Source organism: Shewanella marina JCM 15074, from assembly GCF_000614975.1.
Lineage (GTDB): Bacteria > Pseudomonadota > Gammaproteobacteria > Enterobacterales > Shewanellaceae > Shewanella > Shewanella marina.
In genome coordinates this window covers 91,928-109,020 of the sequence record NZ_BALM01000006.1, presented here as the reverse complement: position 1 = coordinate 109,020, position 17,093 = coordinate 91,928, and the positions used below count along the sequence as shown (strand labels likewise).

Below are 17,093 nucleotides of genomic sequence, written 5' to 3'. Positions count from 1 at the left end.
ACGATCTAACTAAAATAAAAACCGATCTGCAGCAAAAACCATTAAATGAAACAATTTTATTACTTACTAATAAAGCGTAAGCGAATGAAACATGATGTATTCATCACAGATAACAGCATGCCTATTTGATATATGTCAGCAATCTGAAGTAGCTTGGATAATTATTAGAATATTAAACGAGAAGAGAATGAAAACGATTGGATTGATTGGCGGCATGAGCTGGGAATCAACGGTAAGTTATTACCAAACGATTAATCAGCAAGTAAAGCTGCGCCTAGGCGGATTTAATTCTGCAAAATTATGCCTATACAGCGTAAATTTCGCCGAAATTGAAGCACTACAACGCGCTGGAGAATGGCAGCAAATGGCCAGCATACTAACTCAAGCAGCAAGCGCCTTAGAAGCTGCTGGAGCAGACTTTATCTTAATTTGCACTAACACCATGCATAAAGTGGCAGATGAAGTCTCAGCAGGCATTAATATCCCACTGATCCATATTGCTGATGCAACAGCTGATGAAATCATTAGTGATAACAAACAAAAAATTGCCTTATTAGGTACCCGCTTCACCATGGAACAAGCATTTTACAAACAGCGCTTACAAGATAAATATGATATTGAAGTGCTTGTACCAAACAGTGATGATCAAACAATTGTTCATGACATTATCTACCAAGAATTATGCCAAGGGATTATTAAAGCTAAATCCAAACAGCAGTATCTCGCGATTATAGATAAATTGATTGCCCAAGGGGCGCAAGGAGTGATTCTAGGCTGTACTGAGATAGGATTGTTGATAGGTACTGAAGATGTGAGTGTTAGCGTTTATGATACCGCTCAGCTGCATGCAATCAAAGCTGTCGATATCGCTATTGCAGATTCACTGTAGCGAACAAAATTTAGATACAAAAAAAGCCGCAAAAGCGGCTTTTTAACTACTTAGTTATTGGCTAAATTATAGCGCAACAACGTTTGCAGCTTGAAGACCTTTCTGGCCTTGTTCAACTTCAAAAGAAACCTTTTGGCCTTCTGCTAAAGTTTTGAAACCGTCAGAAGTGATTGCACGGAAATGTACGAATACATCAGCGCCGCCATTGTCTTGAGTAATGAAACCAAAACCTTTCTCTTCGTTAAACCATTTTACGATACCAGTAGATGCAGACATGTGTTGTCCCTTAATAATTAATATAAAAATTTGCCATTCTAATGAAATGACAGCTTGTAGCGAATTATTAATTTATTGATGAAGCGAAAGGAAACACAGAGGACGGTTCTTACGAAGAAACATGTAGCTAAGGTTTTACTTAAACTTGATACTTAATAACTCTATTCAACAGAGCCTGTGCAGAATAACACTTTGCCAACGAAAGTAAAGCTATATTCTCATAAAAATAATCACTGAATTGCAGATACAAAAAAAGCCGCAAAAGCGGCTTTTTAACTACTTAGTTACTGGCTAATTATAGCGCAACAACGTTTGCAGCTTGAAGACCTTTCTGGCCTTGTTCAACTTCAAAAGAAACCTTTTGGCCTTCTGCTAAAGTTTTGAAACCGTCAGAAGTGATTGCACGGAAATGTACGAATACGTCAGCGCCGCCATTGTCTTGAGTAATGAAACCAAAACCTTTCTCTTCGTTAAACCATTTTACGATACCAGTAGATGCAGACATGTGTTGTCCCTTAATAATTAATATTAAAATTTGCCATTCTAATGAAATGACAGCTTGTAGCGAATTATTAATTTATTGATGAAGCGAAAGGAAACACAGAGGACGGTTCTTACAAAAGAAACATGTAGCTGAGGTTTAACTTAAACTTGATACTTAATAACTCTTATCAACAGAGCGAGTGTAGATTACCAGCTATTGCATATAAGTAAAGCTAAATTTTATCACTATGATAAAAAAACCCGACCTAAGTCGGGTTTTTATCATTAATTTTCGCTGCTATTACGCTTGAGGGCGCATTGCAGGGAATAAAATTACGTCACGGATTGTATGAGTATTAGTGAATAACATCACTAAACGGTCGATACCAATACCTTGACCAGCTGTAGGTGGTAAACCGTGCTCTAGTGCAGTGATATAGTCTGCATCGTAGAACATCGCTTCATCATCACCCGCATCTTTAGCATCAACCTGCGCTTTAAAGCGACGATCTTGATCTTCAGCATCGTTAAGCTCACTAAAGCCATTAGCCACTTCACGGCCACCGATGAAGAACTCAAAACGGTCAGTGATAAAATGATTTTCATCGTTACGACGAGCCAGTGGTGAAATATCAGCTGGGTAACCAGTAATAAAGGTAGGCTGCATTAACTTAGGCTCTGCAGTTTCACCAAAGATCTCTTCAAGTAATTGACCACAAGTCCAGAAATCTTCAATCTGCATACCAATGCTCTTAGCAAGGTTACGCATAAATTCGCGATCTTTAACTTGTTCGTAAGTCATCGCCTGAATGGTTTCATTTTCAGGATTGTGATGCTGAATCGCTTCTAGCATGCTCATACGTGTGTATGGACCGCCAAAATCAACTTGATGCTCACCGTATGGTAGTACAGGGCTACCACATAACTCAGTTGCAATAGAGCTTAGCATCTCTTCAGTAAGATCCATCAGATCACGGTAATCAGCATAAGCCATATAGAATTCCATCATAGTGAATTCAGGGTTATGACGTGGAGATAGACCTTCGTTACGGAAGTTACGGTTGATTTCGAATACACGCTCAAAACCACCAACCACTAAACGCTTTAGATATAATTCAGGTGCGATACGTAAGTACATATCGATATCTAATGCGTTATGGTGAGTGATAAATGGACGTGCAGAAGCACCACCAGGAATCACGTGCATCATTGGCGTTTCAACTTCCATAAATTCTTTCTTAACCATGAAATTACGGATAGCTGCAACCACTTTTGAACGCATAATAAATGCATTACGAGAATCTTCGTTAACGATTAAGTCAACATAACGCTGACGGTAACGAGTCTCTTGGTCTGTAAGACCGTGGAATTTTTCAGGTAGTGGACGTAATGCCTTAGTCAGTAACTGGTACTGCTCCATGTTGACATATAAATCGCCTTTACCAGATAGGTGTAGCTGACCAGTCACACCAATGATGTCACCGATATCTAGACCTTCATACTGTTCTTTCAGGGCTTTTTGAACACTCTTCTCTGCATAAGCTTGAATGCGACCAGATACATCTTGAATAACCAAGAATGGGCCACGCTTAGCCATGATACGACCAGCAATGCTCACTTGATGACCAAGTGCTTCTAGCTCTTCTTTAGTCTTGTCGCCAAATTCAGCCTGCAGTTCGGCCGCCTTATGTTTACGATCGAAGTTATTTGGGTGGCCATTAGCTGGGCACTGAGTACGGATGTGATCCAGCTTGGCGCGACGCTCGGCGATCAGCTTATTTTCATCTTGAACTTGTTCAGTCATCTTCTTCTCTCGTTACAGCCCTGATTTAAGGCTGGCTTCAATAAACTTATCCAGATCGCCATCAAGAACGGTCTGGGTATTTCGATTTTCAACACCGGTACGCAAATCTTTAATACGAGCATCATCCAATACGTATGAACGAATTTGGCTGCCCCAACCGATGTCAGACTTGGCATCTTCAGCAGCCTGCTTGTCAGCATTTTGCTTTAACATTTCCAATTCATACAATTTAGCTTTTAACTGCTTCATTGCTGAATCGCGGTTCTTATGTTGTGAACGGTCATTTTGACATTGCACTACAGTATTAGTCGGTATGTGAGTAATACGGATAGCAGATTCTGTTTTGTTTACGTGCTGACCACCCGCGCCTGATGCGCGATAAGTGTCGATACGTAAATCAGAAGGATTGACATCAATTTCAATCGAATCATCAATCTCTGGGTAAACAAACACAGAACAAAATGAAGTATGACGACGACCGGTAGAGTCAAATGGCGATTTACGCACTAAACGGTGAACACCCGTTTCGGTACGTGTCCAACCAAATGCATATTCACCAGTGAATCTGATGGTAGCACTTTTAATACCAGCAACATCACCGTCAGAGACTTCCATCAGCTCAGGACTAAAACCATGAGCTTCGCCCCAGCGCAAGTACATACGTAGTACCATGTTAGCCCAGTCTTGTGCCTCTGTTCCGCCTGAACCAGACTGAATATCAAGGTAACAATTTGAACTGTCTTGGTTACCAGAAAACATACGACGGAATTCAAGCTCGGCTAAACGCTGTTCCAGCTCATTTAGTTCGGCTTGGGCATCGTTGAAGGTATCTTCATCATTTTCTTCAATTGCAAGCTCAAGTAGACCTTCAACATCTTCAAGGCCAGAGTCCATATCATCAATGGTTTTAACCACGGCTTCTAGACTAGCTCGCTCTTTACCAAGGGCTTGGGCACGTTCTGGATCATTCCATACCTCAGCACTTTCAAGTTCACGGGTGACTTCCTCTAAACGTTCTTGTTTAGTAGCGTAGTCAAAGATACCCCCTAAGAAGCTCAGTGCGCTCGGCAAGCTCCTTAATTTTAAATTTTACTGGATTAACTTCAAACATGGTTTTCTACTTCTTGCGATTAATGCGGGCTGCAAACGGGACATTTTAACCTAAGGCGGCGTGTAAACCTAGGGGCTAAATAGATACAAATCAAGATTAGTTTGATTAATTTATCAACGGCAATCACTTAGTATGTAAATTTTATACCAAATGGTTGTAAATTGATCGTATTTAGAGGTTATACCAGCTAAAAAAGCAAGTTCTGATATAGTGCCGACACTTATCTGTAATTCAGATTAAAACTATTCACAATAATCTTGTCTTATCGAAAATGACGTGATCTACATCATGTCTTTAACGTTTTTTATGCGTTACTGTTCACAATCCGCGCGCAAAACGTGACAAAAACAACAATTACAAAGCAAAGATTGCTGCATTAAATAGGGTAGCAATCTAGGTAAGCGTATAATTTAAAGTACAAAATAAATACTTCTTTAAATTAATTGGGCAACAAAAATACTCATTAAATTAAATAAGTAATAAAAGATAGAGCATTGCAATGATAGAACTCAAAATTGATGGCACTTCAATATCGGCAACAGCAGGACAAACGCTACTGACTGTTGCAACAGATGCAGGAATTACTATTCCCAATTTATGTAATAACGGCACTCGTATCGAAGGTGAATTTGATAACCATTGCAACTTATGTGTAGTTGAAATTGATGGTTCAGGCGAAAACAACTGTGTCAGAGCTTGTGAAACTCAAGTTCAAGCAGGTATGCAAGTTATTACTCATTCTGCATATTTAAGCCAGCAACGACAGCAAGCCCTTAAGCTTATATTGCAAGACCATTTTGCTGATTGTGAAGCGCCATGCCAACAAGCTTGCCCTGCAGGTGTCGATGTTCAATCCTATCTGTACCATATTGCCCAAGGTAACCACACCGAAGCAGTAAAGGTAATTAAACAAACCTTACCTATGCCACTGTCTATTGGCCGTGTTTGCCCAGCCTTTTGTGAAGCAGAATGTCGCCGAGGCTTAGTTGATGAACCGATTGCTATCCGCCAATTAAAGCGCCATGCGGCAGATTTAGATTTAAATGACGCAGCAAGCTATGTCCCCCCTCGCCTCGCTGCAACGGGTAAGAAAGTTGCTATTATTGGCTCAGGCCCTGCTGGACTAAGTGCAGGCTATTTTTTATCGAACAATGGCCACGATGTCACTATTTATGAGGCAATGCCTAAAGCTGGCGGCTGGTTACGTTATGGTATTCCTGAGTATCGTCTACCGAAAAATATTTTAGATAAAGAGATCGAATTATTAAGCCGCAACGGCCTAAATATCATTACCAACACACGCTTGGGCCATGAAATCCATTTGGATGATTTGGTACACGATTTTGATGCAGTTTGTTTAGCCGTTGGCGCACAAAAAGCGGTACCAATGGATTATCCGGGCAGTGACTTACAAGGTTGCTATCTTGGGGTTGATTATTTAAAAGATTATTGCACCGATAAAAAACTGACTACCGGTAAAAAAGTAGCAGTTATTGGTGGTGGTAATACGGCTATCGACTGTGCCCGTACCGCAGCCCGTGATGGTGCTGATGTCACCTTGATTTATCGCCGTACTAAAGCCGATATGCCGGCTGAGCCCTATGAAATTCATGAGGCAGAAGTTGAAGGAGTGAAATTCCACTTTTTAACTAACCCTCAGCAAAACCATAGCGATGAGCATGGCCGCGTCAGCCAAGTCACATTCGATAAAATGGTGTTAAGTGAACCCGACAACTCAGGTCGCCGAAGTCCGAAAGTCAGTGGCGAAACCTTTATAGAAGATTTTGATACTGTTATTGCCGCAGTTTCACAGCAAACTGATTTATCATTTTTAGATGATCCTAAATCTCGCATTTCATCAGGTCAGTTAGCCCTTACTCGCTGGAATACCTTTATTGGTTGTGATCACACCATGTCTACAGGTGTCGATAAACTGTTTGTAATTGGTGATTCTCGCCGCGGCCCAGCTACGGCAGTAGCGGCGATTGGTGATGGCCGCGTGGCTGCTGAAGCGATTGAAAAACAATTAAATGGCCACTTAAGCTGTGAGCTCACATCAAAGCCTTTTAATTCTCGTAAAGCCGCGAAAACAAAACAATTAGACAGTCATTTATACCCAGATTCAGGTGTTGAGCCACGTGCAAAAATGCCAGAGCTAAATGCCCTTAAACGCGCATTAAACTTTAATGAAGTCGAGCTTGGTTTTGGCAATGATGAAGCGTTAAAAGAAGCGGCGCGTTGCCTTGAATGTGCTTGCCAAGCCAATACCGATTGCCAGCTACGTGAATACGCAACCCAATATAAAGTCAAAGAAACTGAACTAGATATTAGCGCAGCGCGTCAGTTTAATGTGGATCGCACCAGTCCATTTATTACCTTTGATGCCAACCGTTGCATTAGTTGCGGCGCTTGCGTTAAAGCGTGCCAAAGCCAAAGTGGTCATCAAGCCATTAGTTTTACAGAAAATAACTTTAGCGCACTACCACAAGGTGAAGTTGAGCAACGTAATGCGCCACGTGCAGGCTTTAGTGTCAGCATGGCAGATAGTAATTGCGTTCAATGTGGTAACTGCGTGCAAGTGTGCCCAACGGGTGCATTAGTAGATAGCCGTAATAAGACCCAAGGAAATAAAACACCGATTGAGCAAGTCTCAACGGTTTGTACCTATTGTGGTGTTGGCTGCCGTGTGGTGATGCACATTGATAAAGCCAATAACAAAATAACCCATGTTGAAGGGGATAAAAGATCAGCCGTCAACCAAGGCATGTTATGTGTTAAAGGCCGCTTTGGCTTTGACTTTATTGGCAGTCAAGAACGGTTAACAACGCCGCTGATCCGCAAAAATGGCGTTTTAACCCCAGCCTCTTGGCAAGAAGCATTAGATTATGTGGCGCTGCGCTTAGGCGATACTCTGGCACAACATGGTGGTAATGCTATTGCAGGTTTGGCCTCAGCCAAAGCCACTAACGAAGAAAACTATCTACTGCAAAAGATGATGCGTACTGTGTTCAAAACTAACAACATTGATCACTGTGCCCGTTTATGTCACGCGTCCACGGTAACGGGTCTGTACGACAGTATAGGCAGCGGCGCTATGACCAATGATATTCCAAGTATTGAGCATTCAGACCTGATCTTCATTTTGGGATCGGATACCACTTGTGCGCATCCTATTATCGCCTCGCATATCAAGCGTGTCATACGCGAAAAAGGCGCACGTTTGATTGTGGCAGATCCCAAAAGAGTTGCCATTGCCGACGATGCAGAACTTTATGTGGCGCAGCGTCCCGGTACGGATGTGATGATGCTTAATGCGTTAATGCAGCAAATCATCCTCAATGACTGGCATGATAAAGCCTACATTGAAGCGCGTTGTGAAGACTTTGATGCCCTCTACGCCGAAGTGATGAAGCCAGATTACAGCATTGAAAATGCAGCATTAATTACAGGCATTAGTGAAGCTGAGTTACTGCAGATTGCCCGTATGATTGGCACCGCTAAACATACGGCAATTTACTATGCGATGGGTATTACTCAACACACCACAGGTCATGATAACGTCACCTCAATTTCTAATTTACAGTTATTGTGCGGCAATATCGGTATTGAAGGTGCAGGTATTAATCCGCTACGTGGTCAAAGTAACGTACAAGGTGCTTGTGATATGGGCGCTACCTAATTACTTTAGTGGTTACCAGCGAACTCTAGACAACAATGTGCAGGAAATTTTCCGTCAAGCATGGGGCATTAATGATTTACCTGTAGAGCCGGGTATTCCAGCCACCCTAATGATGAAAGCCATTGTTGATGACAAATTAAAAGCCTTGTACGTTATGGGTGAAAATCCAGTGTTAAGTGATCCAGACCAGCATCATGTGGTTGCAGCCCTTAATAAAATTGAGTTTATGGTCGTACAAGACATCTTTATGACTGAAACAGCGCAAATCGCTGATGTCGTATTACCTGCCGCCTCATTTGCCGAAAAGCAAGGTCACTTCACCAATACAGAGCGCCGTGTACAGCAGTTACGTCCGGCGTTAACGCCGCCGGGTCAAGCGCAAATGGATTGGTGGATTGTGCAGCAAATTGCTAACCGTTTAGGCGCAAACTGGGACTATCAAACCGAGCAAGATATCTGGCAAGAAGTGAATCAAGTCACCCCACAATATCGTGGTATTACTTGGGCGCGGATGCAGGATAACTTACACGGCCTACAGTGGCCATGCCGTGATGAACAAGATGCTGGCACTCGCGTGATGCACCAACATGAGTTTACGCGCGGTAAAGGACGTTTAATCCCCGTTAATTACCGCATGCCTGCAGAAATGCCATGTGCTGACTATCCATTAACCCTATCAACTGGGCGTTTATTGGAGCAGTTCCACACGGGTACTATGACCCGTAAGACCAAAGGCTTAGATGTTTTAGGCTCACCAAAGGTGATGATTTCAGTCTATGACGCCGAAAAAATAGGTGTCAGTAATGGTGATATGCTGCGTCTATCAACTCGCCGAGGTGAGATTGAAATTGCAGCATTTGTGACTAAGCGAGCGCAAGTTGGGGTGATATTCTTACCGTTCCACTTTGCCGAAGCAGCAGCAAATAAACTCACGATTGATGCTTTAGATCCTGTCGCTAATATCCCAGAATTTAAGATCTGTGCGGTCAAGGTTGAAAAGGTTGAGCAAACAGCATTAGCTTAATGGTTCGTTAAATAATAAAAGCCCGTTATATGCCAATATAACGGGCTTTATATTATTGATTACAATCTAGATAAACGCGAGTCCAGCCCCTAACCCAGCAAAACCAAACACCAATAATAAAATATTGGGTTTAATTATTTTTAACAGTGCAAAGCCTAATATCACCCACACCATATCTAAACTTGTTAGCACCGCTGAGCTAAAAACAGGTTGATATAATGCCGCTAATAACAACCCTACTACCGCCGCATTTATGCCTGCTAATCCTGCTGCAATTCGTGGTCTAGCACTAATGCTATGCCAACTTTTTAATGCTGCGAGCATCAATAAAAAGCCCGGCAAAAAGATAGCTAAGGTAGCAATCACAGCCCCTATAAAAGCTTGTTCTGGCAGCATTTCAGCGCCTAAAAAAGTGGCTAAGGTAAACATCGGGCCCGGCACTGCTTGCGCTAACGCATAACCCGTTAAAAACTCATCAGGAGTAACCGCTTGGCCAACACTGGCTTGTAATAATGGCAGTACCACGTGGCCACCACCGAACACCAGACAACCCACTTGGTAAAAGTCCGCCGCCATTTTGCCGAGTTCACCTCCCAAGCCGATAAAGCTCGTCAGTAGTAATAAACTAAACAGCAGCAAATAACCCCAGCCTAGCGCCAATGGTTCGCGAGTTTCGCTTTGCCCCGTATCCGCTTTAACTAATAACTGCGAGCCAAGTAATGCAAATATCAATAATGCGCCAATTTGCAACCATTGATTAGGCAGTACTAAGGCAATAGCAGCCATTATAGCCATAAAAGCTTGGGTCACTTTACAGCGACAGAATTGCTTAAACATGGTTAATACTGCATCGGCAACAATCACCACTGCCATTAACTTTAAGCCGTGGATAATCCCTTGAGTGATGGGATATTGCATAAATTGACTGCTGGTTAATGCAAGCAGTAATAACAAGACAAAGGAAGGTAAGGTAAAACCTAAAAATGCGGCCATACCACCAAATAAGCCACCACGGTGATAACCGATAGCAAAACCCACTTGGCTAGAGCCAGGTCCAGGCAGGAACTGACTCAGTGCAACTAAGCTGGCATATTTATCGGCAGGTAGCCAAGCCAGCTCATCAACAAACGTCTTTCTAAAATACCCTATATGGGCGGCGGGACCACCAAAACTGACTAAGCCAAGCGCCAAAAATCGACTAAATATCTGCCACATAGTGCCTCTTGATAATGAGAGTAACTCATTAGTTTATAGCACGAATATGACAACAATATGGCAACTCTTTGTTTAATCAATCTTCTCTAATAGACACAGCACTTCAAAATGACTGGTGTGCGGGAACATATCAAATAGCTGCACTTTAGTGATTCGATAACCCACAATATCAGCTAAATCCTTCGCTAACGTTTTAGGGTTACAGCTCGAATATAAAATCGCTTTTGGGGCAAACTCTGATAATGACTGACATAAAGATTGACCGATACCGCGTCGTGGCGGATTAACAATAATCAACTCAGGTTTATCGGCATCAGCTTGACCCGAAGCAAAACTGGTTGAATCTAAGGCACTAAAACTGACCTTGTCTAAGCCTAATTGTGCTGCTGACATTTTGGCACAAGCAATCGCTTCCGCTTCAATCTCAATCCCTGTTAATGCAATGTCTTTACTCGCACAATGCAAACCAAAGCCGCCGACACCACAAAACAGATCCCATAAACTTTTAGGGGCAAAATCAGCCACCCATTGCCGCGCAGTTTGATATAAAGCAGCCGCCACTTTGGGATTAGTTTGAAAAAAACTCTTTGGTCGGATAAATAGCGGTACACCATTAAAGTTTTCTTGTAACCGAGTTTGTTCGGTTAAGAAAATCTCTTGCTCACCTTCTAAAATCGCCATATGCACTGGCTGCAAATTCACTGATACCACTTGGATTTTAGGGAACTCACTTAACAGCTGCGGTAACTCACGTTCAATGCGGCTAATGGCTTGTTCACTGCGTAACACAAAACGCAGCATAAACTCACCACTCACCTCACTGCGGGTCAGCAAAATAAATTTAAGCTCGCCCTTAGCTTTATCAACTCGATAAGGTGGGATACCCGCTTGCTGAACAAACTTTTGAAGTCGCTTCAGCAGTAATTGCATATCTGCAGGATATAATGGGCAATCACATAAGCTGACGGCCTCGCCTGTAGGACTTACTACACCGAGTATCGGTTGATGCGCCGCGCCCAACACCACCATTTTAGCTTTATTACGGAATGCCATTTCATCGCCCACCACAGGCGTTAACCACTGCTCAACCGTAAATGGCTGCAATAATTGCTGTAGCGTTGCACTCTTTTGCGCTAATTGCTGAGCTTGACTCAACTCAATATCTTTACAAGAAACACATTGTCCGGTTTGAAAATATGGGCAGTTCACGGGAGTATCCAAATGCTGGGTAAGGCGACAAATAAAACGGCCGACACTTTAGCCTGTTTCAGTCGAAAGATCATCTATTCTATCAAGATCATCTAAACTCAAGCTATTAATATCCGCCCTAATTATTCGAGGTCCTAATAATGGCTGTAGCCACTGTAACACCTGCTCTGCTGTATGGCGGTGTGTGGTCAGTTTGCCGCCACAAACGGTAAGTAAATTAGGCTGATAAACCGCTTGTTGCAGAATCAATTCACGCGAACGGTCAAAGGCAGCTTGTCCCTGTTTAGGTAAGACTCGAATACCCGCAAATTCTTTTACTATTTTTTGTGTTAATTCAACCTTAGAGAGCTGTGGCTGGCAGTTAAACTGGTAAATTGATAATAAATAATCACGTTCTGCATCAGTTACGCTTGGTTGCTTAGGGAGTTCAGATAATGTGGTCTCTGTAGTACCCACCAAGGTTTTACCGTACCAAGGCATCACAAATATCACCCGTTGATCAAGATGTGACTCTAAATAAAGCACGCCATCAGGTGCGGTAATATCAAACAACAGATGAGCACCTTGAACCCAATCGATGGCAACTGGATTAACCGCGGGAATAACTTTCGCCAATACTTCATTGACCCAAGGACCGGCACAATTAACCACAGTTTTTGTTTGTAATGTTTGCGCCTGTTGTTGCTGCTGATAATCGATTTGATAACCATCAGAAATAACTTTTATCTGCTCAACCTGACAATGTTCAATCAAATCAGTGCCGAGATTCACAGCACTTTGACTAATTGCTTGGGTCAATAATCGATCATCAGTTTGACCATCCCAATATTGATAAACCTCAGTTAAGCCAGCCAATTTAATCCCAAGTTTGGGCCATTGACTGGCCGGGACTTTAATAAAACGGCCACACGCATGAAATTGACTCAACAGCTGATACAGCGCTAGACCTAAACCAACTTTTAAGGCGCCTCGCTGGCTGTTTTTATAAATAGGGATGTAAAATTTTACAGGCTTAACTAGGGACTTGGCATGATCAAACAGGTATTGGCGCTGCTGCAAGGATTGATGTACTAAACTAATTGCCCCCGTTTCTAAGTAACGTAGACCACCATGAATTAATTTACTCGAATTAGCTGAGGTTTGACTGGCAACGGTCGTCTTTTCCAGCAATGCCACGCTATAGCCCTGCGCTGCCGCAAATTGGCTAATAGCAACGCCGTTAATGCCAGCACCAATAACAACTACATCATATTGTTGCAATCTTTAATCCCCCGTCACATACATATCCATTATTGCATTCAACAAACTTTTCATTTACCTTTTATTAACTTAATGACCAAAAATAAGCATTTAGTCCAATAGGTAAGCCATGAAATTAAGACTATTAATTGGGATATGGATAGTCTCAACAACATTAAACAGTGCCAATGCAACCCAGTGCCATAATGAACACCCTCTGCTTGTGGTTAACTTCCCTAAAAACAGCTCCTATTTCGACCAAGCCCAACGGCTACTTCTCGATAAAACCGTTCAAAAAATAAAAAGCCTCGATAAAGGCTATCTACTATTAAATTATCAATTTAAACAGCAAAGTAAATCTGAAAAAATGCAGCAATATAATTTATGGTTAGCACAAAATAGAATTGAGCGCGTTAAGCATTATTATACTGAGCAAGACCTCGATACACCGATTATCATTAAAAAACAGACCTCAAGTCCAACACACAAGCGGCAGGTTAATATTAGTTGGTGTCAGCAATAAAGTTCGTGTTTGTAATGCCGATAACTAATTGCAATCCAGACTCATATGAGGATGTTATGAGCTTTACACTTACCACCCCCAACCTTGAACCGAATTTACAACATGGTCAGGTCGGCGTAAAAGTGGCACAGCTGGCGAAACAACAGCAACAGGTTCAAGGTGAGATTGCCTTAGAGCTTATTGCTGCTGCAACACCACCTAAGCCTGAAGGAAACAAAGGCCATCATATTGATATTCGTGTATAACAATATCGATTATAGCCATCTAAAATAGCGCACAAGCGCTATTTTTTTCGACTAAACATCAATAACCTTGCTTCAACATCTGTCTGTAACACCGCATTATCGTAAGCCCCTAAATCATGCCATTTAATCAGATTTAATAGGTCATCAACGTACACTTGACCACGTACAGAATAATCAAGTAACGATGGTATTAATTGCTTGCCAGTAATACCACGATTGCTTGGTGCTAATTGCTGTCTTAATTGCCACATCTCACGATAAGCATGGGTACTGTTGAGATTATGCATATAGCTCGCCACCCCTTGATATAAATAATCAAATGCGGCCACTTTGATATGACCTGTGCGAGACTCAACATAATGAGTACCGCCTTTAGCTAAATGCTCACCAAATAACGCATTGGCTTCAATGGCAAAATATGATGTTCCCCAACCACTTTCATCAATTCCCTGTGCGAGCGCCATCGATACCGGAATAATATTAACCCGTAATAACAATTGCTTAAAACTGACCTTGGCTAAACCATATTGTTTTGATATATCCGCTAACCATTGCTGCTCTTCAGCAGATAATGCTGGCTGCTGTTGCAACCATAAAATACGTTCACGCACGGCAATAATGCATTATTCACTTTAATCACAGTGGGCAGTAACAGCTGGATAAAAGTATTAATCTTATTGGCGACTGGGAGAGAGGCTAAATCGTCTGGTAAGTTTGTGGCAAAATAGGGCGGCACAAATTGAGTTTGTTGAACGTAACTAGGCGTGTACTTTTGTTGAGCAAACCAAAAGTCTAAATCTTTTGCGTGACTAAATTGCTCTTTGACTACGATACCTTGATATGGTGTTTGCTGCATGATGGGCAATACGGGTTCATCTGCTATGGCAGGCATAGCAATCAACCATGTTGTTAATAATCCGCATATTAGTTTCGTCATCCACAATCCTCACAAGGTCAATATCTTGTGCTAATTGTAGCTTATTTTAGCGACCACCTAGATCGCAAAATGCCAGCATAAACGCTGGCATTTTGTAGATAAACAATCAATTATGCTGCTTGAGTATTTTCTTCTTCACTGTGGCGAATAAGATAATCAAAAGCACCAAGTGATGCAGTTGCACCGCTACCCATAGCGATAATAATCTGTTTGTAGAAGCTATTGGTTACATCGCCAGCGGCAAATACACCTGCCATTGAAGTTTGACCTTGCCCATCAACCACAATCTCACCACGGCCGTTAAGCTCTAATGTCTCGGTTAACCATTCTGCATTAGGAATTAAACCAATCTGCACAAAGATACCTGATAACTCAATATGCTTGCTCTCGCCTGTAGCGCGATCAGTATAATCAAGTCCAGTCACACGCTTGCCATCACCCAAGACTTCTGTGGTTAATGCTTGCTTAATAATGGTGATATTGCCCATTGAAGCCGCTTTACGCTGCAGAACTTCATCGGCACGTAACTTACTATCAAACTCAAGCACAGTAACATGTTCAACGATATTAGCTAAATCAATTGCAGCCTCAATACCAGAGTTACCACCACCAATGACCGCGACACGCTTGCCTTTAAATAATGGACCGTCACAGTGTGGACAGTAAGCAACACCTTTACCACGATATGCTTGCTCACCTGGTACGTTCATTTCACGCCAACGAGCGCCTGTCGCCATTAATACAGTTTTGCTTTTCAGTACCGCGCCGCTCTCTAATTCAACTTCAAATAAGCTTGAGCGTGATAATTTAGCCGCTTTTTGACCGACCATGATGTCAACATCATAGTCGCGCACATGTTCTTCAAGTTGTGCTACAAGCTTAGGGCCTTCAGTTGCTTTCACTGAAATAAAGTTTTCAATGCCAACAGTTTCAGTGACTTGACCACCAAATTTATCGGCAACAATACCAGTGCGTAAGCCTTTACGAGCAGCATAGATTGCCGCAGATGCACCTGCAGGACCCGCACCAACAACTAACACATCAAATGCTTCTTTCTCATTAAGTTGCTCAGCTTTACGCGCAACAGCACCAGTATCTAACTTATTAAGAATATCAGTCAGCGTCATACGGCCTTGACCAAATAACTGTCCATTTAGATAAACAGACGGTACTGCCATAATATTGCGTTCGTTCACTTCATCTTGGAACAAGGCACCATCAATCATGACATGGGTAATATTTGGATTAACAGACGCCATCATATTAAGCGCCTGCACCACATCAGGGCAGTTTTGGCAGCTTAATGAAATATAGGTTTCAAAATGATATTCACCTGGTAGTGCTATAATTTGCTCAATTTGAGCATCATCAAGCTTTAATGGATGACCACCAGTATGTAAAAGAGCCAACACTAAAGAAGTAAATTCGTGTCCCATAGGAATACCCGCAAACGTCATTTGTGTTTGGGTATCTGAACTAGTCACTTTCATTGATGGCACACGGGCATCTTGACCTTTAACAACGTTAACTAAATTAGATAGCGATGCAATGTCAGCTGCCAATTCAGCCAATTCTTTAGACTTAGCACTCTCATCGCTAGACACAATTAGTTCAACTGGTCTTTTAAGATTTTGAAGATATGTCTGCAGTTGAGTTTTTAAATTTGAATCTAACATGGATAATTCCTTAGATGCGTAAAACAATCAACCCGGCGAGATGGGGGAGATGCCGGGTTGAAGGGTATAACTCGTTACTTGATAGATTAAAAACTAAGTGTTGGCTTAGATTTTACCTACTAGGTCTAGCGATGGTGCTAATGTTTCTGCACCTGGCTGCCATGCAGCTGGACAAACTTCGCCATCATGCTCTGCTACATACTGTGCCGCTTGAATCTTACGAACTAGCTCAACTGCGCTACGACCGATACCTAGATCATGTACTTCAGCAACTTTGATTTGGCCTTCTGGGTTGATAACGAAAGTACCGCGTAATGCTAGACCTTCTTCTTCAATCATCACACCGAAGTTACGAGTGATAACACCAGTTGGGTCACCAATCATTGGGAATTGAATTTGACGAATAGTGTCTGAAGTATCGTGCCATGCTTTGTGAGTGAAGTGAGTATCAGTTGATACTGAATAAACTTCTACGCCCATTTCTTGTAATTTAGCGTAATGCTCTGCCATGTCACCTAGTTCAGTTGGGCAAACAAAAGTGAAATCGGCTGGGTAAAAGAACACTACTGACCATTTACCAAGAAGATCTTGCTCAGATACAGGAACGAATTCACCACCGTGGAATGCTGTTGCTGAGAATGGCTTAATTTCAGTATTAATAATTGATTGGCTCATATTGTGTATTGCTCCATAAATATTTAAATTCTGACCACTAAATCATTCAATCCGTGGTTGATGTGATTATATTAACCAGACTCAAAAAAATAAGATAATGGATAAAAA

The 17,093-nt window shown here is 42.0% G+C and carries 14 protein-coding genes and 1 pseudogene; 4 read left to right on the top strand and 11 right to left on the bottom strand.

Annotated elements, in window-relative coordinates; all coding sequences use genetic code 11:
- The first annotated feature begins 187 nt into the window (after positions 1 to 187).
- The gene (locus JCM15074_RS06785) at positions 188 to 889 is read left to right on the top strand and encodes an aspartate/glutamate racemase family protein (RefSeq protein WP_025820533.1); all 702 of its coding nucleotides are present in this window, start codon (positions 188 to 190) and stop codon (positions 887 to 889) included.
- Between the two features lie 66 nt (positions 890 to 955).
- Here JCM15074_RS06785 and cspE (JCM15074_RS06780) read toward each other — a convergent pair whose 3' ends face one another.
- From cspE (JCM15074_RS06780) to prfB, 4 genes are all read right to left on the bottom strand, one after another.
- Positions 956 to 1,165 (bottom strand): transcription antiterminator/RNA stability regulator CspE, encoded by a 210-nt coding sequence (gene cspE, locus JCM15074_RS06780; RefSeq protein ID WP_025820532.1) that lies wholly within the window; start codon positions 1,163 to 1,165, stop codon positions 956 to 958.
- Positions 1,166 to 1,460: 295 nt separating this feature from the next.
- Entirely contained in the window at positions 1,461 to 1,670 is a 210-nt protein-coding gene (gene cspE / locus JCM15074_RS06775; protein WP_025820532.1) for a transcription antiterminator/RNA stability regulator CspE, read from the bottom strand.
- Positions 1,671 to 1,949: 279 nt separating this feature from the next.
- Positions 1,950 to 3,452, bottom strand: coding sequence for a lysine--tRNA ligase (gene lysS, locus JCM15074_RS06770; RefSeq protein WP_025820531.1), 1,503 nt, complete (start codon positions 3,450 to 3,452; stop codon positions 1,950 to 1,952).
- 12 nt (positions 3,453 to 3,464) lie between these two features.
- Positions 3,465 to 4,563 (bottom strand): peptide chain release factor 2 gene (gene prfB, locus JCM15074_RS21295; protein ID WP_199899782.1). Its coding sequence is split into 2 segments (ribosomal slippage): positions 3,465 to 4,487 and positions 4,489 to 4,563, totalling 1,098 coding nucleotides; the frame shifts between segments, so codons are not numbered across the junction.
- A gap of 499 nt (positions 4,564 to 5,062) precedes the next feature.
- On the opposite strand from prfB, the pseudogene fdhF reads away from it, so the two are divergent.
- A pseudogene (fdhF, locus tag JCM15074_RS21290) lies at positions 5,063 to 9,266 on the top strand (formate dehydrogenase subunit alpha).
- 66 nt (positions 9,267 to 9,332) lie between these two features.
- On the opposite strand, the gene chrA reads toward fdhF, so the two are convergent.
- The 3 genes from chrA to JCM15074_RS06745 form a co-directional block, all read right to left on the bottom strand.
- Positions 9,333 to 10,481, bottom strand: coding sequence for a chromate efflux transporter (gene chrA, locus JCM15074_RS06755; protein WP_025820530.1), 1,149 nt, complete (start codon positions 10,479 to 10,481; stop codon positions 9,333 to 9,335).
- Between the two features lie 72 nt (positions 10,482 to 10,553).
- Complete coding sequence (gene rlmC, locus JCM15074_RS06750; RefSeq protein ID WP_025820529.1) at positions 10,554 to 11,702, bottom strand: 23S rRNA (uracil(747)-C(5))-methyltransferase RlmC; 1,149 nt, start codon at positions 11,700 to 11,702, stop codon at positions 10,554 to 10,556.
- 36 nt (positions 11,703 to 11,738) lie between these two features.
- Positions 11,739 to 12,950, bottom strand: coding sequence for an FAD-dependent oxidoreductase (locus JCM15074_RS06745; RefSeq protein ID WP_025820528.1), 1,212 nt, complete (start codon positions 12,948 to 12,950; stop codon positions 11,739 to 11,741).
- Positions 12,951 to 13,059: 109 nt separating this feature from the next.
- Between JCM15074_RS06745 and JCM15074_RS06740 the strand changes: the two genes are divergently transcribed.
- Positions 13,060 to 13,452 (top strand): hypothetical protein, encoded by a 393-nt coding sequence (locus JCM15074_RS06740; protein WP_025820527.1) that lies wholly within the window; start codon positions 13,060 to 13,062, stop codon positions 13,450 to 13,452.
- A 56-nt stretch (positions 13,453 to 13,508) separates the two neighbouring features.
- Positions 13,509 to 13,697, top strand: a complete 189-nt coding sequence (locus JCM15074_RS06735; RefSeq protein WP_025820526.1) for a hypothetical protein — start codon at positions 13,509 to 13,511, stop codon at positions 13,695 to 13,697.
- A 38-nt stretch (positions 13,698 to 13,735) separates the two neighbouring features.
- Here JCM15074_RS06735 and JCM15074_RS23510 read toward each other — a convergent pair whose 3' ends face one another.
- The 4 genes from JCM15074_RS23510 to ahpC all read right to left on the bottom strand — a co-directional run bounded on the left by JCM15074_RS23510 (position 13,736) and on the right by ahpC (position 16,985).
- Positions 13,736 to 14,308, bottom strand: a complete 573-nt coding sequence (locus tag JCM15074_RS23510) for a glucosaminidase domain-containing protein (protein WP_148300744.1) — start codon at positions 14,306 to 14,308, stop codon at positions 13,736 to 13,738.
- Positions 14,242 to 14,634, bottom strand: a complete 393-nt coding sequence (locus JCM15074_RS23505) for a hypothetical protein (RefSeq protein WP_051536848.1) — start codon at positions 14,632 to 14,634, stop codon at positions 14,242 to 14,244. Before JCM15074_RS23505 ends, JCM15074_RS23510 begins: the two co-directional genes overlap by 67 nt.
- 110 nt (positions 14,635 to 14,744) lie before the next feature.
- On the bottom strand, positions 14,745 to 16,310 hold the full coding sequence (gene ahpF / locus JCM15074_RS06725; protein ID WP_025820525.1) for an alkyl hydroperoxide reductase subunit F: 1,566 nt from the start codon (positions 16,308 to 16,310) through the stop codon (positions 14,745 to 14,747).
- Between the two features lie 105 nt (positions 16,311 to 16,415).
- On the bottom strand, positions 16,416 to 16,985 hold the full coding sequence (gene ahpC, locus JCM15074_RS06720) for an alkyl hydroperoxide reductase subunit C (RefSeq protein WP_025820524.1): 570 nt from the start codon (positions 16,983 to 16,985) through the stop codon (positions 16,416 to 16,418).
- Positions 16,986 to 17,093 lie beyond the last annotated feature (108 nt).